The organism is Streptomyces sp. NPDC002054 (genome assembly GCF_040296685.1).
GTDB lineage: Bacteria > Actinomycetota > Actinomycetes > Streptomycetales > Streptomycetaceae > Streptomyces.
Genome location: NZ_JBEOXT010000002.1, coordinates 154,866 through 170,655, shown reverse-complemented (window position 1 = coordinate 170,655; position 15,790 = coordinate 154,866). Strand labels below are relative to the sequence as shown.

Genomic DNA, 15,790 nt, shown 5'->3' with positions numbered 1-15,790 from the left:
GGGAGGCGTGGGCTGAGGCCAGGTCACGCGGGGAAGGTGAAAGTGTGCGTACTCGAGTCCCGGCCGCGACCCGTCAGCACGGGTCGGGGGGAGGGCGGAGATACGCGGAGACGACGCGCAGCCGGTGTCAGGCGGCTGTGCGGACAGCAGGCGCTGCCGGCGGCACCGTATTCGGTGGCCGGTCTTCGTAGCGCGGACCGCTGTTCATGCCCATATCCCAGCGCATCCGGAACCCGGCGGCAAGTTCTCGACACCGCTTTGACGGTCCTCTGACGCTTGTCGTCATCAGACCGTCAAAAAACCCGCAGAGTGCGGAAAGGCAGCGTCAAGAAGGGCCGCCGGGGCCCTGGACATGACGCAGACTGATCTTGCGACGGCACCGGAAGACGGTCCGTGGTGTGTGGGCTGGACGACGGTGACCTGAACACCGCCGGACAGGCGCGTCGGGGACGGCCGTGGGGGGCGATCCCGAGCGCATCTGCACCGAAAAGCCGTTCGCACGAAGCAGGGGCCGCCCGCTCCACAGCGCAAGGGGAAGCTGTGAGCGGGCGGCCCCTGTGCATGCAGCCGGTGCTCGGGTTGCTCAGGTGACGGCCGAGGTGGGCAGCTCCGCCGCCACCGCCGGGAGACCGCCCGCCGTCGGCAGGGTGAGGACCATTGTCAGGCCGCCGCCGGGGGTGTCCTCGGCGCCGAGGGTGCCGCCGATCGCCTCGGTGAACCCGCGGGCCACGGCGAGTCCGAGACCGACCCCGGCCCCGCCCGGGGCGTCCCCGTACCGCTGGAAGGGTTCGAAGATGCGGTCCTTGGCATCGTCCGGGACCCCGGGGCCGCGGTCGACGACGCGGAGTTCGACCCGGTCGCGCAGGGCACTGGCCGAGACATGCACGGGCTGCCCCGCCGGGCTGTACTTGACGGCGTTCTCCACGATGTTGGCCACGGCCCGCTCCAGCAGGCCCCGGTCCACGGCCACCATGGGGAGGGTCTCGGGGATGTCGAGGTCCACGCTGTCGTCGGGAACCCCGCCCAGCGCCATGGGGACGACCTCGTCGAGGTCGGTCTCGCGGATCATCGGGGTCACGGTGCCCGTCTGGAGACGGGACATGTCCAGCAGGTTCCCGATCAGGGCGGAGAGCCGGTCGGCCCCGTCCTCGATCCCTTCGAGCAGCTCGGCCCGGTCGGCCTCGGACCAGGCGATGTCGTCGGAGCGGAGCGAGCTGACGGAGGCCTTGATGCCGGCCAGCGGGGTCCGCAGGTCGTGGCTGACCGCGGCCAGCAGGGCGGTCCGGATGCGGTTGCCCTCGGCCAGCTCGCGCGCCCTGCCTGCCTCGTCGAGCAGCCGCTGCCGGTCCAGCACCACCGCGGCCTGGGCGGCGAAGGCGCCGAGCACGCGGCGGTCCTCGGCCGGCAGGACGCGGCCGGTCAGGGCCAGGGCCATATGGTCGCCGATGGGCATGTCCACGTCCGCGTCCTCGGGCCGGCCGACCGGGCCGGTGCCGACCGAGGCCGCGACGGACCACGGTTCGACCTCGCTCTCGCGTTCCAGCAGGGCCACGGACTGCATCGCGAAGGTCTCGCGCAGCCGTTCCAGCAGGGCGTCGAGGGAGTTCTCGCCGCGCAGCACACTGCCGGCGAGGAAGGAGAGCACCTCGGATTCGGCGCGTAGCCGTGCGGCCTGCTGGGTGCGCCGGGCGGCCAGATCCACCACGGAGGCCACCGACACCGCCACCCCGACGAAGATCGAGATGGCGACGATGTTCCGGGGGTCGGAAATCGTGAGCTGGTGCAGGGGCGGGGTGAAGTAGTAGTTCAGCAGCAGGGAGCCGATGGCCGCCGAGCCCAGCGCCGGCAGCAGCCCGCCGAGGAGTGCCGCCGCCACCGTCACGGTGAGGTACAGCAGCATGTCGTTGGCGAGCCCGAGATCGGGCAGGACCTGGCTCAGCAGTACGGTCAGCAGAACCGGCCCGGCGACCGCGGTGAGCCAGCCCCAGATGATCCGGGAACGGCCCAGGCGGGCGCCGCGGGCCACCGGCAGGCCGCGGCCCTTGGCCGCCTCGTCGTGGGTGACGATGTGGACGTCGATATCGGGCCCGGACTCGCGGGCCACGGTGGCACTAACGCCGGGCCCGAGGACGTACTGCCAGGAACGCCTGCGGCTGACGCCGAGCACGATCTGGGTGGCGTTGACCCCGCGGGCGAAGTCCAGCAGGGCGTTGGGCACGTCGTCGCCGATGACGTGGTGGAAGCTGCCGCCCAAGTCCTCGACGAGGGTGCGCTGGACGGCGAGTTCCTTGGGGGAGGCGGAGGAGAGGCCGTCGCTGCGGGAGATGTAGACGGCCAGGAGTTCCCCGCCGGCGCCCTTCTCGGCCAGGCGGGCGGCGCGCCGGATGAGGGTGCGGCCTTCGGGGCCGCCGGTCAGGCCGACGACGATGCGTTCGCGGGCCTGCCAGGTGGTGCGGATGTTGTGCTCGCCGCGGTATTCGCGGAGGTATTCGTCGACCCGGTCGGCGGTCCACAGCAGGGCGAGTTCGCGCAGGGCGGTGAGGTTGCCGGGGCGGAAGTAGTTGGACAGGGCGGCGTCGACCCGGTCGGGTTTGTAGATGTTGCCGTGGGCCATCCGGCGGCGCAGGGCCTGCGGGGACATGTCGACCAGCTCGATCTGGTCGGCCCGCCGGACCACCTCGTCCGGCACCGTCTCGCGCTGGCGCACTCCCGTTATCGACTCGACCACGTCGCCGAGGGATTCCAGGTGCTGGATGTTGACGGTGGAGACCACGTCGATGCCGGCCTGGAGGAGTTCCTCGATGTCCTGCCAGCGTTTGGCGTTGCGGGAGCCGGGGATGTTGGTGTGGGCCAGCTCGTCCACCAGGGCCACGGCCGGCCGCCGCCGCAGCAGCGCGTCCACGTCCATCTCGGTGAAGCTGCTCTCGCGGTACTCCAGATCCCGCCGCTCGACGAGCTCGAGGCCGTGCAGCATCACCTCGGTGCGCGGCCGGCCGTGGTGCTCGACGAAGCCGACGACGACGTCGGTGCCCCGTTCGAGCCGGCGGTGCCCCTCGGAGAGCATCGAGTAGGTCTTGCCCACGCCCGGCGCCGCGCCGAGGTAGATCCGGAGCTTTCCGCGTCCCATTGGTGCCGACTTCTCGTGTGTGGTGACAGGTGTGTGTGCCGGTTGCCGCCCCCCCCGGCGGCCGGTCACGGTTCGAACCGGTACCCCATACCGGGTTCGGTGATCAGATAGCGGGGGTGGGAGGGGTCCGCCTCCAGTTTGCGCCGCAGCTGGGCCATGTAGACCCGCAGGTAATTGGTGCTGTCGCCGGCGGTCGGGCCCCAGATTTCGAGCAGCAGCCGGCGCTGGGTCATCAGCCGGCCGGGGTGGGAGATCAGGAGTTCCAGCAGGTGCCACTCGGTGGGCGTGAGCCGTACGCTTCGCTCGCCCCGCAGCACCTTCTTCGCCGCCAGGTCCACGGTGAAGCCCTCGGTGGTGACCACCGCGTCCTCCGACCGGCCCTCGGGAGCCTGCTGCCTGCGGGTGGCCGCCCGCAGCCGGGCGAGGAGCTCGTCCATGCTGAACGGCTTGGTGACGTAGTCGTCGGCGCCGGCGTCCAGGGCGCGGATCTTGTCCTCGGAGGTGTGGCGGGCGGACAGCACCAGGATCGGGACCCGGCTCCAGTCGCGGACCCCGCGGATGACCTCGAGGCCGTCCATGTCGGGCAGCCCCAGGTCGAGGATGATCACGTCGGGCTTGCGGGCGGCGGCGATCCGGAGTGCCGTACCGCCGGTAGAAGCCTCCTCGACCTCGAACCGGCGGGCCTGAAGGTTGATCTTGAGTGCGCGGACGAGCTGGGGATCGTCCTCCACCACGAGCACCCGGGTCATGGGGCGGGCAGCCTTTCCTTCGTTGCGGGACGGCAAGAGGTCCGGCGGCACGATCAGACGGGAAGCGGGACGCGGCCTACAGGCCGGGGACAGCCAACCGCATCCCCGGCGTGGCGTTAAGCGTTCTTGACGCAGCCCTTACGCGTGCGCAGCAAGCCTTAACGGCGCCTTTACGCGGATCAGCCCTGCCGGATCAGCCCTGCCGGTCCAGCCCTGCGCTGCTGCTCAGGGCACTCCCCGCCTGGCCGGCCAGCGCGACCGCGACGAGGCGGGCCTGCTCCGGCGGCAAGGGGCCCGGACGGGGGTCGAGCAGATAGCGGCCGTAGTAGTGCCCGCCGCCGATCACGCGCAGCTCGGTCTCGCCCTCGGGCCACTCGGCGTACTCCGTGATCCGGTCCCCGAGGCGGAGCCAGAGGCTGCCGTCGTGTTCCAGGCGGGGCAGGTGCCCGAGCAGGGTGCCGTACTCGAAGCGGCAGCCGCGCAGCTCCAGCAGCCCGATGAGCTCCCGCCGCACATGCTCGACCACTTCCTCCGGCGGGCCGTCCTCGGCCAGCCGGGAGGTCTCCTCCAGGCGGGCGAGATGGCCGGCGTCGGTGACCGTCGCCACCTCCAGCCGCCGGGTCCGCACCGCCAGCTGGCCGACCACCAGCCCGACGATCAGCAGCAGGACCGCCGTCTCGATATCGGCGCCGTCACTGATGGTGAACTGCCCGTAGGGCCGGGTGAGGAAGAAGTCGAACCAGGCCGCTGCCGAGAGCGCAGCGACAACCCCGGCCGCGCGGGTGCCGGCGGCGCCCACCGCCACCACTGCCACCACCAGGATCAGCGCCTCGTTCGTCGAGGACAGATCTGCACGGAACGGCACGAGCGCGAGGGCCACCAGGAAGGGGACGACGAGGGCCGCGACCAGGACGACGAGGTCGCGGATCCGGTACCCGGACATGTATCCCACTCTGCTCTTGACGCCCTCCGCGCGCCACCGCGGATGCTCCTGACGCATCCCTGACGGCGGCTTGACGCATCCCGAGCGGAGCCGTCAAGAAGCTGCCAATTACCCCCGGAAGCACGGGCGGCATTCCAAGATCGGGCAGTAGCTTCCTCCCTGGTGTGCCGCCGGGGGCCGTACCAGTCGCATGACGGCCGAGGGGGTCCATGCAGACGCGTCCTCGGCGGCGCCCCGGCCCATGAATCGGCCGCCACGAACCGGCATCCACAAACTCAACAGAAGGCTCCTCATGTCTCCCGCCGCCGCGCAGCACGTCTCACCGGGTCCCGAGACCCCTCCGCGGATACCGGGCCCCCGGCCCTCGCGCAAACGCCCGGGACCGGCGAACATGCTGGAACCGGAACGGCTCGCGACCTCCGCCCGGGATGCGGTGCGCAAGCTCCACCCGCGGGAGCTCATCAGGAAGCCGGTGCTCTTCGTCGTCGCCGTGGGGTCCGCGCTCACCACCCTCTCCGCGCTCATCCACCCGTCCGTGTTCACCTGGGTGATCAGCATCTGGCTGTGGCTGACCGTGCTCTTCGCCAACTTCGCGGAGGCCGTCGCCGAAGGCCGTGGCCGGGCCCAGGCCGAATCCCTGCGCCGGGCCCGGACCGACACGGTCGCGCTGCGCCTGTCGCACTGGACCTACGGCACCAACCTGCACGCGGCCGAGACCGAGGCGGTCACCCCGGCCGAGCTGCAGCCCTTCGACTTCGTCCTGGTCGAGGCCGGCGAGCTGATCCCGGCCGACGGCGACGTGGTGGACGGTGCCGCCATGGTGGACGAGTCGGCCGTCACCGGCGAATCGGCCCCCGTCCTGCGCGAGTCGGGCGGCGACCGCAGCGGTGTCACCGGCGGCACGACGGTGCTGTCCGACCGGATCGTCGTACGCGTCACCTCGCGCCCCGGACACTCCTTCATCGACCGGATGATCGCCCTGGTGGAGGGCGCGTCCCGGCAGAAGACCCCGAACGAGATCGCCCTCAACATCCTGCTGGCCGCCCTGACGGTGGTCTTCGTCCTGGTCGTGGTCAGCCTCCAGCCGATGGCCGGCTATGCGAAGGCCGCCCAGTCCACCACCGTCCTCGTCGCCCTCCTCGTCACCCTCATCCCGACCACCATCGGCGCGCTGCTCTCCGCCATCGGCATCGCCGGCATGGACCGCCTCGTCCAGCGCAACGTCCTCGCGATGAGCGGCCGGGCCGTCGAGGCCGCCGGCGACATCAACACCCTGCTCCTCGACAAGACCGGCACCATCACCCACGGCAACCGCGAGGCGGCGGCCTTCGTCCCGCTCCCCGGCATCGACCTGATCAAGCTGGCGGACGCCGCCCAGCTGTCCTCGCTCGCCGACGAAACCCCCGAGGGCCGGTCCGTGGTGGCCCTCGCCCGCCGGCACGGCCTCCAGCCGCCGGCCGAGGGCGAACTGAGCAACCCGCATTTCGTCGAGTTCAGCGCCCGCACCCGGATGAGCGGCGTCAACCTCAGCTGGGACAACGGCGCCGGCTGCGCCATCCGCAAGGGCGCGGTCGCCGAGGTCGCCGAATGGGTGGCGCTCCGCGGCGGGACCGTGCCCGCCGAAGCCTCCACCTGGGCCGCGTCGGTGTCCGCGTCCGGCGGGACGCCCCTGCTGGTGGCCGTGCACGACTGGGACGGCCCCCGGATCCTCGGCATCATCCACCTCAAGGACGTGGTCAAGGACGGGATGCGGGAGCGCTTCGAGGAACTCCGCCGGATGGGCATCCGCACGGTGATGGTGACCGGCGACAACGAACTGACCGCGCGGGCCATCGCTGCCGAGGCCGGAGTCGACGAATACCTCGCCCAGGCCACGCCCGAGGACAAGATGGCGCTGATCAAGCGGGAGCAAGCGGGCGGCAAGCTGGTCGCCATGACCGGCGACGGCACCAACGACGCCCCCGCCCTCGCCCAGGCCGATGTCGGCGTGGCGATGAACACCGGAACCTCGGCCGCCAAGGAGGCCGGGAACATGGTGGACCTGGACTCCAACCCCACCAAGCTCATCGAGATCGTCGAGATCGGCAAGCAGCTCCTGATCACCCGCGGCGCCCTGACCACCTTCTCCATCACCAACGACGTCGCGAAGTACTTCGCGATCATCCCGGCCATGTTCACCGCGGCCTACCCCGGCCTCGAGGCGCTCAACATCATGGGCCTGCACAGCCCCACCTCGGCCATCACCTCCGCGATCATCTTCAACGCGCTGATCATCATCGCGCTGATCCCGCTCGCCCTGCGCGGAGTCCGCTACACCCCCGCCTCGGCCCACGACCTGCTGCGCCGCAACCTCACCCGGTACGGCCTCGGCGGACTCATCCTGCCCTTCGTCGGCATCAAGCTCATCGACCTCGCGGTCTCGGCGATCCCCGGCCTCGGCTGAGGCGCCGGGCCGCCGACGTCCTCCCTTCGCGTTAAGGACACGTCAGGATTGACCTGCTCCCGTGCATAAATGATCGTGCTGCGTACTCTGGCTCAGCCGTCGCATCGATGGCCGAAACCATGCACGTACGACAGGAGCGCCCACGATGGCCACCCCTGCCCGCACCACGCGCTTCCGCGCGTGGCTGCTGGAAGGCTCGACCGACCGCCCGAAGCAGCCGCACGCGGAGGCAGCACACGAGGGCCGGCCGTGGTACCGGGTCATGTGCCTGACCGGTCTCGACTACTTCTCCACCCTCGGCTACCAGCCCGGCATCGCCGCGCTCGCCGCCGGCCTGTTGTCGCCGCTCGCCACCATCGTGCTGGTGCTGCTCACCCTGTTCGGTGCGCTGCCCGTCTACCGGCGGGTCGCCAAGGAGAGCCCGCGCGGCGAGGGCTCGATCGCGATGCTGGAACGGCTGCTGTCGTTCTGGAAGGGCAAGCTGTTCGTCCTGACCCTGCTGGGGTTCGCGGCGACCGACTTCCTCATCACCATCACCCTGTCGGCCGCCGACGCCACGGCGCACCTGGTGGAGAACCCGCACCTCACCAGTACGCTGCACGGCCACGAGGTGCTGATCACCCTCATCATGATCGCCCTGCTCGGTGCGGTCTTCCTCAAGGGCTTCAGCGAGGCCATCGGCGTGGCCGTGGTCCTGGTCGTCGTCTATCTGGCCCTGAACGCCGTGGTCGTGGCCGTCGGCATCTGGCAGGTCGCCACCCATCCGACCGTGGTGACCGACTGGACCGAGGCCCTGACCGCCGAGCACGGCAACCCGTTCATGATGATCGCCATCGCCCTGGTGGTCTTCCCCAAGCTCGCCCTCGGCCTCTCCGGGTTCGAGACGGGCGTGGCCGTCATGCCGCATGTGCAGGGCAACCCCGGGGACACCGAGGAGAACCCGGCCGGCCGGATCCACGGGACGAAGAAGCTGCTGACCACGGCCGCCCTCATCATGAGCGTCTTCCTGATCAGCTCCAGCTTCATCACCACCCTGCTGATCCCGCCGCAGGAGTTCAAGTCCGGCGGGGAGGCCAACGGCCGCGCCCTCGCCTATCTGGCGCACGAATACATCGGCCCGGCCTTCGGCACCGTCTACGACATCTCCACGATCCTGATCCTGTGGTTCGCGGGCTCCTCGGCGATGGCCGGCCTGCTGAACCTCATGCCGCGCTACCTGCCCCGCTACGGCATGGCCCCGCAGTGGGCCCGGGCGCTGCGACCGATGGTCATCGTGTTCACCCTCATCGCCTTCCTGGTGACCTGGATCTTCAACGCCGATGTCGACGCCCAGGGCGGTGCGTACGCCACCGGTGTCCTCGTCCTGATCACCTCGGCCGCGGTCGCCGTGACCATCGCCGCCCGCCGGGCCGGGGAGCGCGGCTGGACCTACGCCTTCGGGTTCATCTCCGCGGTGTTCGTCTACACCACGGCGGTCAATGTCGCCGAACGCCCCGACGGCGTGAAGATCGGTGCCTGCTTCATCGCCGGCATCATGGCGCTCTCGCTGATGTCCCGGCTGGCCCGCGTGTTCGAGCTCCGCGTCACCCACGTCGAGTTCGACGACATGGCGGAGCGCTTCATCCGCGACACCGCGCACCGCACCATCCGCCTCATCGCGAACGAGCCCGACAACCGGGACCTGGCCGAGTACCGCGACAAGGTCGAGCAGATCCGCGCGGACAACGACATCCCGGCCGGCGACGACGTCATGTTCGTCGAGGTCACCGTCCTGGACCCGTCGGAGTTCGAGTCCGGGCTGCGGGTCCGGGGCGAAGTGATGCACGGCCGCTACCGGGTGTTGACGCTGGAGAGCTCCACCGTCCCCAACGCCCTCGCCGCGCTGCTGCTGCACGTCCGCGACGCCACCGGCCAGCGACCGCACATCTACTTCGAGTGGACCGAGGGCAACCCCCTCGCCAACTTCCTCCGCTTCTTCCTGTTCGGGCAGGGGGAGGTCGCCCCCGTCACCCGCGAGGTCATCCGCTCCGCAGAACCGGACCGGGCCCGCCGCCCGCACGTCCACGCGGGGTGAGGCGGGCGGGGTGAGGCGGGTGAGGCGGGGGAGTCACCCGCCGATGTCCCGGTGCCGGATGTCCTCCAGCGTTTCGCGCCGGACCAGCAGCCGGGCCGTACCCTCGTGGACGGCGACGACCGGGGGCCTGCCGACGAGGTTGTAGCCGGAGGCCATGGACAGCTGGTAGGCCCCGGCCACCGGTACGGCGAGCAGGTCCCCGGGGTGGACGTCCCCGGGCAGCTGCACATCGGCGGCCAGGATGTCGCCCGCCTCGCAGTGCCGGCCGACCACCGTGGCGGTCCGGTCCGGTGCCGTACTGCTGCGGCCGACGAGCCGCGGCGCGTAGCGCACCCCGTACAGGGCGGGCCGCGGGTTGTCGCTCATGCCGCCGTCGACCGCGACGAACACCCGGTCCCCGGTCTGCTTGACGGCCAGGACCCGGTAGAGGGCCACCCCGGCCGGTCCGACGACCGCCCGCCCCGGTTCGATGGCCAGCCGGGGCACGGCCAGACCGGCCGCGGCGCAGCTCTCGACGAGTTCGGTACGGAGCCTGCGGGCGAGGGCGGTGAGGTCCAGGGCCGGCTCGCCGGGCCGGTAGGCGATCCCGTGGCCCCCGCCCATGTCCAGCTCGGACAGCACGATCCCGTGGCTGTCGCGGATCCGGGCCATCAGCCCCACCATCCGGCGCAGCGCGGCGACGTACGGCTTGACCTCGGCTATCTGCGAGCCGATGTGGCAGTGCAGGCCGGCCAGTTCGAGCTGCGGCTGCCCGAGGATCCGGGCCACGGCGTGCTGCGCGGAGCCGTCGGTGAGGGACAGGCCGAACTTCTGGTCGGCCGTCCCGGTACGGATCTTCTCGTGCCCGCCGGCCGAGATCCCGGGAACCACCCGGACCAGCACCTTCTGCCGCCCGTCCGGCCCCACCGCGGCGGCCAGCCGGGCGATCTCGGACGGGCTGTCGATGACGATCCGGCCCACCCCGAGCCGCAGGGCCGTCCCGATGTCGCGCGGCGACTTCGCATTGCCGTGCAGGGTGATGCGTTCGGGCAGGAAGCCCGCGGTGACGGCGAGTTCGAGCTCGCCCGCCGAGCACACATCGAGGCCGAGGCCCTCCTCGTCGACCCAGCGCACCATGGCGCGGGACAGGAACGCCTTGGCGGCGTACAGCACATCGGCTTCGGGGAAGGCGTCCCGGTAGGTCCGGCAGCGGGTGCGCACCTCGCCCTCGTCCAGGACGTAGGCGGGGGTGTCGAAGCGCTCGGCGATCTCGGTCAGGGACACCCCGCCGACGGCCAGTCCGCCGTGCCGGAGCCGGGTGGTGGAGGCGGGCCAGACGGACAGGTCGTCCCGGCCGGCCGCGACCTCGGAAAGAGCGGCAATGGTCATGGAAGCATCCCCCCTTGCGCGGCCCGCACCTGGACCTCGGCCGGGAGCGCCGGCACCGGGGTGACGGCGGGAGCCGAGAAGGTCGGGTCGATCGTCAGCCGGCCGACGCCCAGTGCCTCGGCCATGGTGCGGAGCGCCGGTGCGGAGAGCCGGATCCAGCGCTGGTCCGCACCGAGTGTGGTGCCCAGCAGTTCGGGCTCGGTGAATCCGACGGCGGTGCGCTCGCCCAGTGGGGTGCGGAACATCCGGAGCACCACCCCCACTGTTCCCGGCCGGACGGGCACGTACAGAAGTCCGGCCGGGCCCTGTTCCTCAGGCTCGGGGTCGTCGGCGTACTGGAACAGACACATGAGGTCCTCCTCGAGGCACCACGCGAACGGTGTGGGCGCCCCGGGTGCGGGGAGGCAGTCCGGGACGCGTCATCGAAGCTATCCCTGCACACCGGGCCCTTCAGCCACCCCATGACGGGTCCCATACGCCGACGGGCCCAGTCCATACGGATCACTGACGGCGGACCCCGGACGGCATCAGGAAACCGTCAGGGTTGGCACCGCCGGCGTCAGAAGGCCGTCAGCACCCGTGCCCCGCCCGCCGCCCAGGCCTTTTCATGGAACGCCAGACCGAGACGGACCGAGACGGAAGGGGACGGCAGCGGTGTCGAGAATCGTGGTCGGAGTGAGCGGAACCCCGGGAAGCCTGGCGGCCCTGCACCGGGCCGCCGCCGAGGCCCGGGCCCGCGACGCCGCCCTGTGCGCCGTCCTGGCCTGGGCCGCTCCGGGCGGCGAGCTCGGGAGCCGCAGCTCCTGCAATGTCTCGGCGCTGTCCCAGTGCCGGACCGCGGCCGTGGACCGGCTGCGCGAGATCCTGTACGCCGCCTTCGGCTCCGAACGCCCCGGCGTCCCGCTGGAGGGCCTGACGGTACGGGCCACCCCGGGCGCGGCCCTGGTGCACACGGCCGACGACCCCGAGGACCTGCTGGTCGTGGGCACCGGATCACGTGCCCCGCTGCGCCGGCTGGTCCGTCCCTCAGTGGCCCGCTACTGCCTCGCCCACGCGGCCTGCCCGGTCCTCACGGTCCCGCCCTCCCCACTCCAGGCCGAGCTGGACGCCGTCCACCGCCGCAACCTCTGGCGGCTGCCCCTGGACGCCCGGGAGCTGTCCCCCTGACCGGCCGACCAGTGCGGCCACCTGATCGGTGATCAGGTCCAGGATGTCCGCCGCGGCGGCTGCGCCCGGGCCGTCCTGGCCCAGCACCAGGAAGTTCAGGGTCAGCCCGTCGGTCAGGGCGGCCAGATAGCGGGCCAGCACCGGTGCGGGCACCCGGAGTTCGAGGGGCATGTCCTCCCGCAGCTGCTCGATCAGCTCGCGGTAGATCTCGGTGTACCGCTCGTGCTGCCGGCGGGCCAGCTGCTCGAACCCCGGCGTGCGCAGCGCGTACTGGGTGAGCTCGTAGGTGAGCATGTGCTCGCCCGGGTGCGCCAGGACATGGTCCCAATAGGCCCCGAATCCGGCCCGGATGGTCTCCCGCAGGGTGCCGCGCGGCCGGAGCGCCTCCCGCACCACCCCCACGTAGTGGTCGGTGATGGCCGAGATCACGGACTCCAGCAGGGCCTGCTTGGAGTCGAAGCAGTAGTGGAAGACGCTCAGCGACACGCCCGCCTCGGCGGCGATCGACCGGGTGGTGGTACGCGGCACCCCGTCCCGGGTCATGGCGCGGATGGCCGCCTCGGTCAGCTGCCGGCGCCGTTCGGCCAGCGGCATGCGGGTCATACGGGTGGTCCCCTCCGGTGCTCCGGTCCGCGGCCGGACGGCCGCGGACCGGTGGTGCCGTCAGCTGCTGTAGACGCCGACCTCGTACAGCGAGTAGCCCCACTGGGTGCCGCGCTGGACGCCTTGGACGCGCAGGTAGCGGGCGGGTGTCCCGGCGAACCGGATGGTGTCCAGGCCGCCGTCACCGGTCGTGGTGGACCAGGCGGTCCGCCAGGTGGAGCCGTCGTCGGACAGCTCGATCCGGTACGCCTTCCCGTACGCCTGCTCCCAGTCCAGGGTGACCCGCTTGACCAGCTGCGAGGACCCGAGGTCGAGCTGGTACCACTGGCCGTCGCTCCACTCGCTCGCCCAGCGGGTGCCCCCGTTGCCGTCCACGGCCCGGCCCGGCGCGTAGGTGGTGAACGGGTTCCACCACTCGGTGGTGGAGGCGGCGGCCGGGACGCCCGAGGCGAGGTTCACCCCGGCCTTGTGCTTCTCCGAGGCCCCCCAGGTGTCCAGGTAGGACTCGGCGCCGCGGAACAGGTCGTCCACCACGCCCTGGCCGCCGACCTTGCGGATGTCCTCGATCCAGTCCGGCACGAGTCCGGCGTGCGAGGCACCGTCGGTGTTGAGGTCCCAGCTGCGCTGCCCGGTGGTCTGCCGGTCGATGACCGAGCCGCCGTCGGCGCTGCGGAAGGGGTACGTGACCTTGTTCGGGGCGTCGGCGCCGCGCGGGCCGGGCCAGCCGCCGACGCCGTTCATGTCGGTGCCGTAGCCGTAGCCGACGTTGTACTTGTCCCGCAGGGCGTCCTTGGCCTTGGCCTCCGCGCTGAACGCCTCGGACCCGTTCATGTACTGGGCGGCGAACCCGCCGAGCTTGTACAGCCGTTCGGTCCAGCTGTTGTCCATCCAGCTGTGCGAGGAGATCGCGCCGGGGTAGGACTCCGACTCCATGATGTCGAAGGCCCGGCCGGCGGCCTTCACGCTCATGTGGTCCAGTTCCAGCATCATCTTGCGTTTCATCATCCCGCGCACCGCGTACTCGCCGAGTTCGGTGAGCCCGCGGGTGTTGCACCGGGCGTCCTGGTTGTATGCGGGCACGCTCACTCCGGCCGGCAGCTCCTTCTGCGCGTTCGGCGCCGCGGCCAGGCCGATCGGGTTGTCCTGCTGCGGGCCCGCGCACTGCTCGGTCTTCCAGAAGGTCCCGGTGGAGAGGAACTGGCCCACGTTGATCGCCGTGCCGAGCGCCCCGGAGTCGAAGCGAACCCCGCAGAGCGCGTTGTCGAACTTGTGGCACAGGAACATGCTGCGCACGCCGAGCCCGTGCAGCTCGTCCAGGCCGCGGTCGATGTCCGCCTTGCTGCACTGGGCGACGTCCAGGATCTGCTTGCAGCCGAAGGGCTCGGAGGTCTCGACGCCGAGCACCACGGCCAGCTTGCCCTGGGCGATGACATCGCGGGCCTGGTCGCTGTCGGTGACGATCCGGAACCAGCCCTTGCCCGGACCGCCGTACATCTTGTCGATGTAGGCCTGCATGTCGTACGTCTTCTGTGCCTGGAGGCGGATGGAGGTCATCTCGTCGCAGCTGCGGTCCTTGAAGAAGTAGACCGAGCAGATGACCCCGTTGGTGACGAGGTCGTTGACGAGCACCCGCTGGCCGCCGCGCCAGGCCCGCTCGACCCAGGCGTAGTAGTTCTGCTGGTGGGTCAGCGAGTCATGGGCCGGCCAGTCCTTGAACGTCGGCCAGCCGTTCGGGTCGTGCCGGCCGTCGCCGCCCTTGGTGATGAAGTCGAAGACGGCGAGCGAGCCGTCGGGATAGTGCTCGGGACAGTCCTTGAGCGCGTCGGCGACGCCCAGCTCGGAGAAGGTCTTGCCGCAGATGAGCCGGCCGCCGAAGGCTTCGTTGGACATCAGGTGGTTGTGTGCGTCGACGAACCCGCGCACCTCGCCCTGGGCGTTGGTGCCCTTGAAGGGTTCGCCCGTGACATTGATCCCGGAGTCGGGGGCGGGCCGGGAGACGGGGTTCCACCAGCCGGGATCGTCGGCGGCCGAGCCGGGCGCGGGCCCGAGCACCATGGCCAGGGTGGCGAGGAGCAGCGTCAGTACGGCAAGGGGCCGGCGTGGTGGGCGGTGCCGGTGCCTGCTGCTGGGTCCGGGTCGGGCCATGGTCTTCTTCCCCCAGGGGTGGGTTGTCATGCTCCGCGCAAACAGTGGAACGAGAATCCCGGCTGTTGTAACCGGAGTCAAGAGTCCGGGACGCTTGACCTGACGATCCGTCGGATTCCGTTCCGCTTCCGGACCCGGGCCATAAGCCGGCCCTATGGGTGCATCGGTCCATGACCACTACCGGCGGGAAACCCCCGGGCGGAGGGTGAAGGTACAAGCCCCCTCCGATGAAGCAGGGACACCATGTACACCCTCCTCTTCCTCCTCATCTTCGGTTGTGTCGTGGCGGTGCTCCGCGACCGGTCGGACCGGGTCCGGATGCTCCTGTGGACCGGGACCCTGATCGTCACCGTGGCCGCGTTCCTCCCCCACGTCTTCGACCACACCTTCCACATCGCCCTCTGAGCCCTGCGTTCACGAGCGTTCACGAGCGTTCACGAGGAGGAGACCTCTCATGACCACCACCCTGACCACCGCCACCGCAGCCACCAGCACTGCCGACGGCGGCAGCCGCCCCGGCTCGATCTCGCACCGCCTCGGCCTCTGGTTCGCCCACGCCTATGTGATCGGCCTGTGCGGAACCCTCGCCGGCGCCTACTTCTTCCAGTTCGGCCTGGGGGAGTACCCCTGCCCCATGTGCCTGCTCCAGCGGATGTTCTTCCTGCTCAGCGCGCTGGGCCCGGCCTGGATCATCGCCCGCTCCCGCAAGGGCGCGGTGACCGCCGGCGCCTGGGCCTCCGGCTGGGGCTGGGCCGTGGTGGCCGCGCTCGCCGGCAGCACCGTCTCGGCCGCCCAGGTCCTGATGCACATCGTGCCCCCGGACCCCGGCTACGCCGGTGCCCTGTTCGGCCTGCACCTGTACACCTGGGCCCTGATCGCCTTCCTCGCCGCCGCCGTGGCCGCCGGCATCGCCCTCTTCCTGACCGACCGCGCCCAGCCCCTGGACGCCGGGACCGCCTCGCCCGCCCTCCGCAGGGCCGCCGGTATCACCCTGGCCGTGCTGTTCGTCTTCGCCGCCAGCAACCTGATCGCCTGCTTCCTGCTCCAGGGCGTCCACTGGCAGATGCCCGGCGACCCCACCGGCTACCGGCTGCTCACCGACCTCGGCCTCTGAACCGCGGCCCCGCTACACAGAAAGGCGCCCGACCGGGCACGGACCCGGTCGGGCGCC

The 15,790-nt window shown here is 71.1% G+C and carries 11 protein-coding genes and 1 pseudogene; 5 read left to right on the top strand and 7 right to left on the bottom strand.

All coding sequences use genetic code 11. The features are described 5' to 3' along the window. Nucleotides 1-583: 583 nt before the first annotated feature. The 3 genes from ABT123_RS02415 to ABT123_RS02405 all read right to left on the bottom strand — a co-directional run bounded on the left by ABT123_RS02415 (nucleotide 584) and on the right by ABT123_RS02405 (nucleotide 4,819). Nucleotides 584-3,127, bottom strand: a complete 2,544-nt coding sequence (locus ABT123_RS02415) for a DUF4118 domain-containing protein (RefSeq protein WP_351308564.1) — start codon at nucleotides 3,125-3,127, stop codon at nucleotides 584-586. Between the two features lie 65 nt (nucleotides 3,128-3,192). Next, entirely contained in the window at nucleotides 3,193-3,876 is a 684-nt protein-coding gene (locus ABT123_RS02410) for a response regulator (protein WP_351308561.1), read from the bottom strand. A 193-nt stretch (nucleotides 3,877-4,069) separates the two neighbouring features. Beyond that, nucleotides 4,070-4,819, bottom strand: a complete 750-nt coding sequence (locus ABT123_RS02405; RefSeq protein ID WP_351308559.1) for a DUF4118 domain-containing protein — start codon at nucleotides 4,817-4,819, stop codon at nucleotides 4,070-4,072. A gap of 292 nt (nucleotides 4,820-5,111) precedes the next feature. Between ABT123_RS02405 and kdpB the strand changes: the two genes are divergently transcribed. Together kdpB and ABT123_RS02395 are read left to right on the top strand one after the other, a co-directional pair. Next, nucleotides 5,112-7,262 (top strand): potassium-transporting ATPase subunit KdpB, encoded by a 2,151-nt coding sequence (kdpB, locus tag ABT123_RS02400; protein ID WP_502970835.1) that lies wholly within the window; start codon nucleotides 5,112-5,114, stop codon nucleotides 7,260-7,262. Between the two features lie 145 nt (nucleotides 7,263-7,407). After that, entirely contained in the window at nucleotides 7,408-9,336 is a 1,929-nt protein-coding gene (locus ABT123_RS02395; protein ID WP_351308553.1) for an APC family permease, read from the top strand. Nucleotides 9,337-9,369: 33 nt separating this feature from the next. Here ABT123_RS02395 and lysA read toward each other — a convergent pair whose 3' ends face one another. Both lysA and ABT123_RS02385 read right to left on the bottom strand, forming a co-directional pair. Next, nucleotides 9,370-10,704, bottom strand: coding sequence for a diaminopimelate decarboxylase (gene lysA, locus ABT123_RS02390; RefSeq protein ID WP_351308550.1), 1,335 nt, complete (start codon nucleotides 10,702-10,704; stop codon nucleotides 9,370-9,372). Further along, entirely contained in the window at nucleotides 10,701-11,054 is a 354-nt protein-coding gene (locus ABT123_RS02385) for an SAV_915 family protein (RefSeq protein WP_351308547.1), read from the bottom strand. Before ABT123_RS02385 ends, lysA begins: the two co-directional genes overlap by 4 nt. A 304-nt stretch (nucleotides 11,055-11,358) precedes the next feature. On the opposite strand from ABT123_RS02385, the gene ABT123_RS02380 reads away from it, so the two are divergent. Continuing rightward, nucleotides 11,359-11,871, top strand: a complete 513-nt coding sequence (locus ABT123_RS02380; protein WP_351308544.1) for a universal stress protein — start codon at nucleotides 11,359-11,361, stop codon at nucleotides 11,869-11,871. A 6-nt stretch (nucleotides 11,872-11,877) separates the two neighbouring features. Here the strand turns inward: ABT123_RS02380 and ABT123_RS02375 are convergent. Both ABT123_RS02375 and ABT123_RS02370 read right to left on the bottom strand, forming a co-directional pair. Next, nucleotides 11,878-12,474 (bottom strand): annotated as a pseudogene (locus tag ABT123_RS02375) (TetR/AcrR family transcriptional regulator); the annotation flags it as partial. A gap of 60 nt (nucleotides 12,475-12,534) precedes the next feature. Beyond that, complete coding sequence (locus tag ABT123_RS02370; RefSeq protein ID WP_502970843.1) at nucleotides 12,535-14,529, bottom strand: galactose-binding domain-containing protein; 1,995 nt, start codon at nucleotides 14,527-14,529, stop codon at nucleotides 12,535-12,537. A gap of 333 nt (nucleotides 14,530-14,862) precedes the next feature. On the opposite strand from ABT123_RS02370, the gene ABT123_RS02365 reads away from it, so the two are divergent. Together ABT123_RS02365 and ABT123_RS02360 are read left to right on the top strand one after the other, a co-directional pair. Further along, nucleotides 14,863-15,024: a hypothetical protein gene (locus ABT123_RS02365; protein ID WP_351308538.1), complete on the top strand. Its 162-nt coding sequence runs from the start codon at nucleotides 14,863-14,865 to the stop codon at nucleotides 15,022-15,024. A 49-nt stretch (nucleotides 15,025-15,073) separates the two neighbouring features. Further along, nucleotides 15,074-15,733 carry a disulfide bond formation protein B gene (locus tag ABT123_RS02360; protein ID WP_351308535.1) on the top strand — a complete coding sequence of 220 codons (660 nt, stop codon included), beginning with the start codon at nucleotides 15,074-15,076 and terminating at the stop codon, nucleotides 15,731-15,733. Nucleotides 15,734-15,790: the final 57 nt, after the last annotated feature.

Coding starts and splice junctions, on each gene's coding strand:
- ABT123_RS02415 (WP_351308564.1), bottom strand. CDS start 3,127: ATGGGACGCGGAAAGCTCCGGATCTACCTCGGCGCGGCGCCGGGCGTG.
- ABT123_RS02410 (WP_351308561.1), bottom strand. CDS start 3,876: ATGACCCGGGTGCTCGTGGTGGAGGACGATCCCCAGCTCGTCCGCGCA.
- ABT123_RS02405 (WP_351308559.1), bottom strand. CDS start 4,819: ATGTCCGGGTACCGGATCCGCGACCTCGTCGTCCTGGTCGCGGCCCTC.
- kdpB (WP_502970835.1), top strand. CDS start 5,112: ATGTCTCCCGCCGCCGCGCAGCACGTCTCACCGGGTCCCGAGACCCCT.
- ABT123_RS02395 (WP_351308553.1), top strand. CDS start 7,408: ATGGCCACCCCTGCCCGCACCACGCGCTTCCGCGCGTGGCTGCTGGAA.
- lysA (WP_351308550.1), bottom strand. CDS start 10,704: ATGACCATTGCCGCTCTTTCCGAGGTCGCGGCCGGCCGGGACGACCTG.
- ABT123_RS02385 (WP_351308547.1), bottom strand. CDS start 11,054: ATGTGTCTGTTCCAGTACGCCGACGACCCCGAGCCTGAGGAACAGGGC.
- ABT123_RS02370 (WP_502970843.1), bottom strand. CDS start 14,529: ATGGTGCTCGGGCCCGCGCCCGGCTCGGCCGCCGACGATCCCGGCTGG.
- ABT123_RS02365 (WP_351308538.1), top strand. CDS start 14,863: ATGTACACCCTCCTCTTCCTCCTCATCTTCGGTTGTGTCGTGGCGGTG.
- ABT123_RS02360 (WP_351308535.1), top strand. CDS start 15,074: ATGACCACCACCCTGACCACCGCCACCGCAGCCACCAGCACTGCCGAC.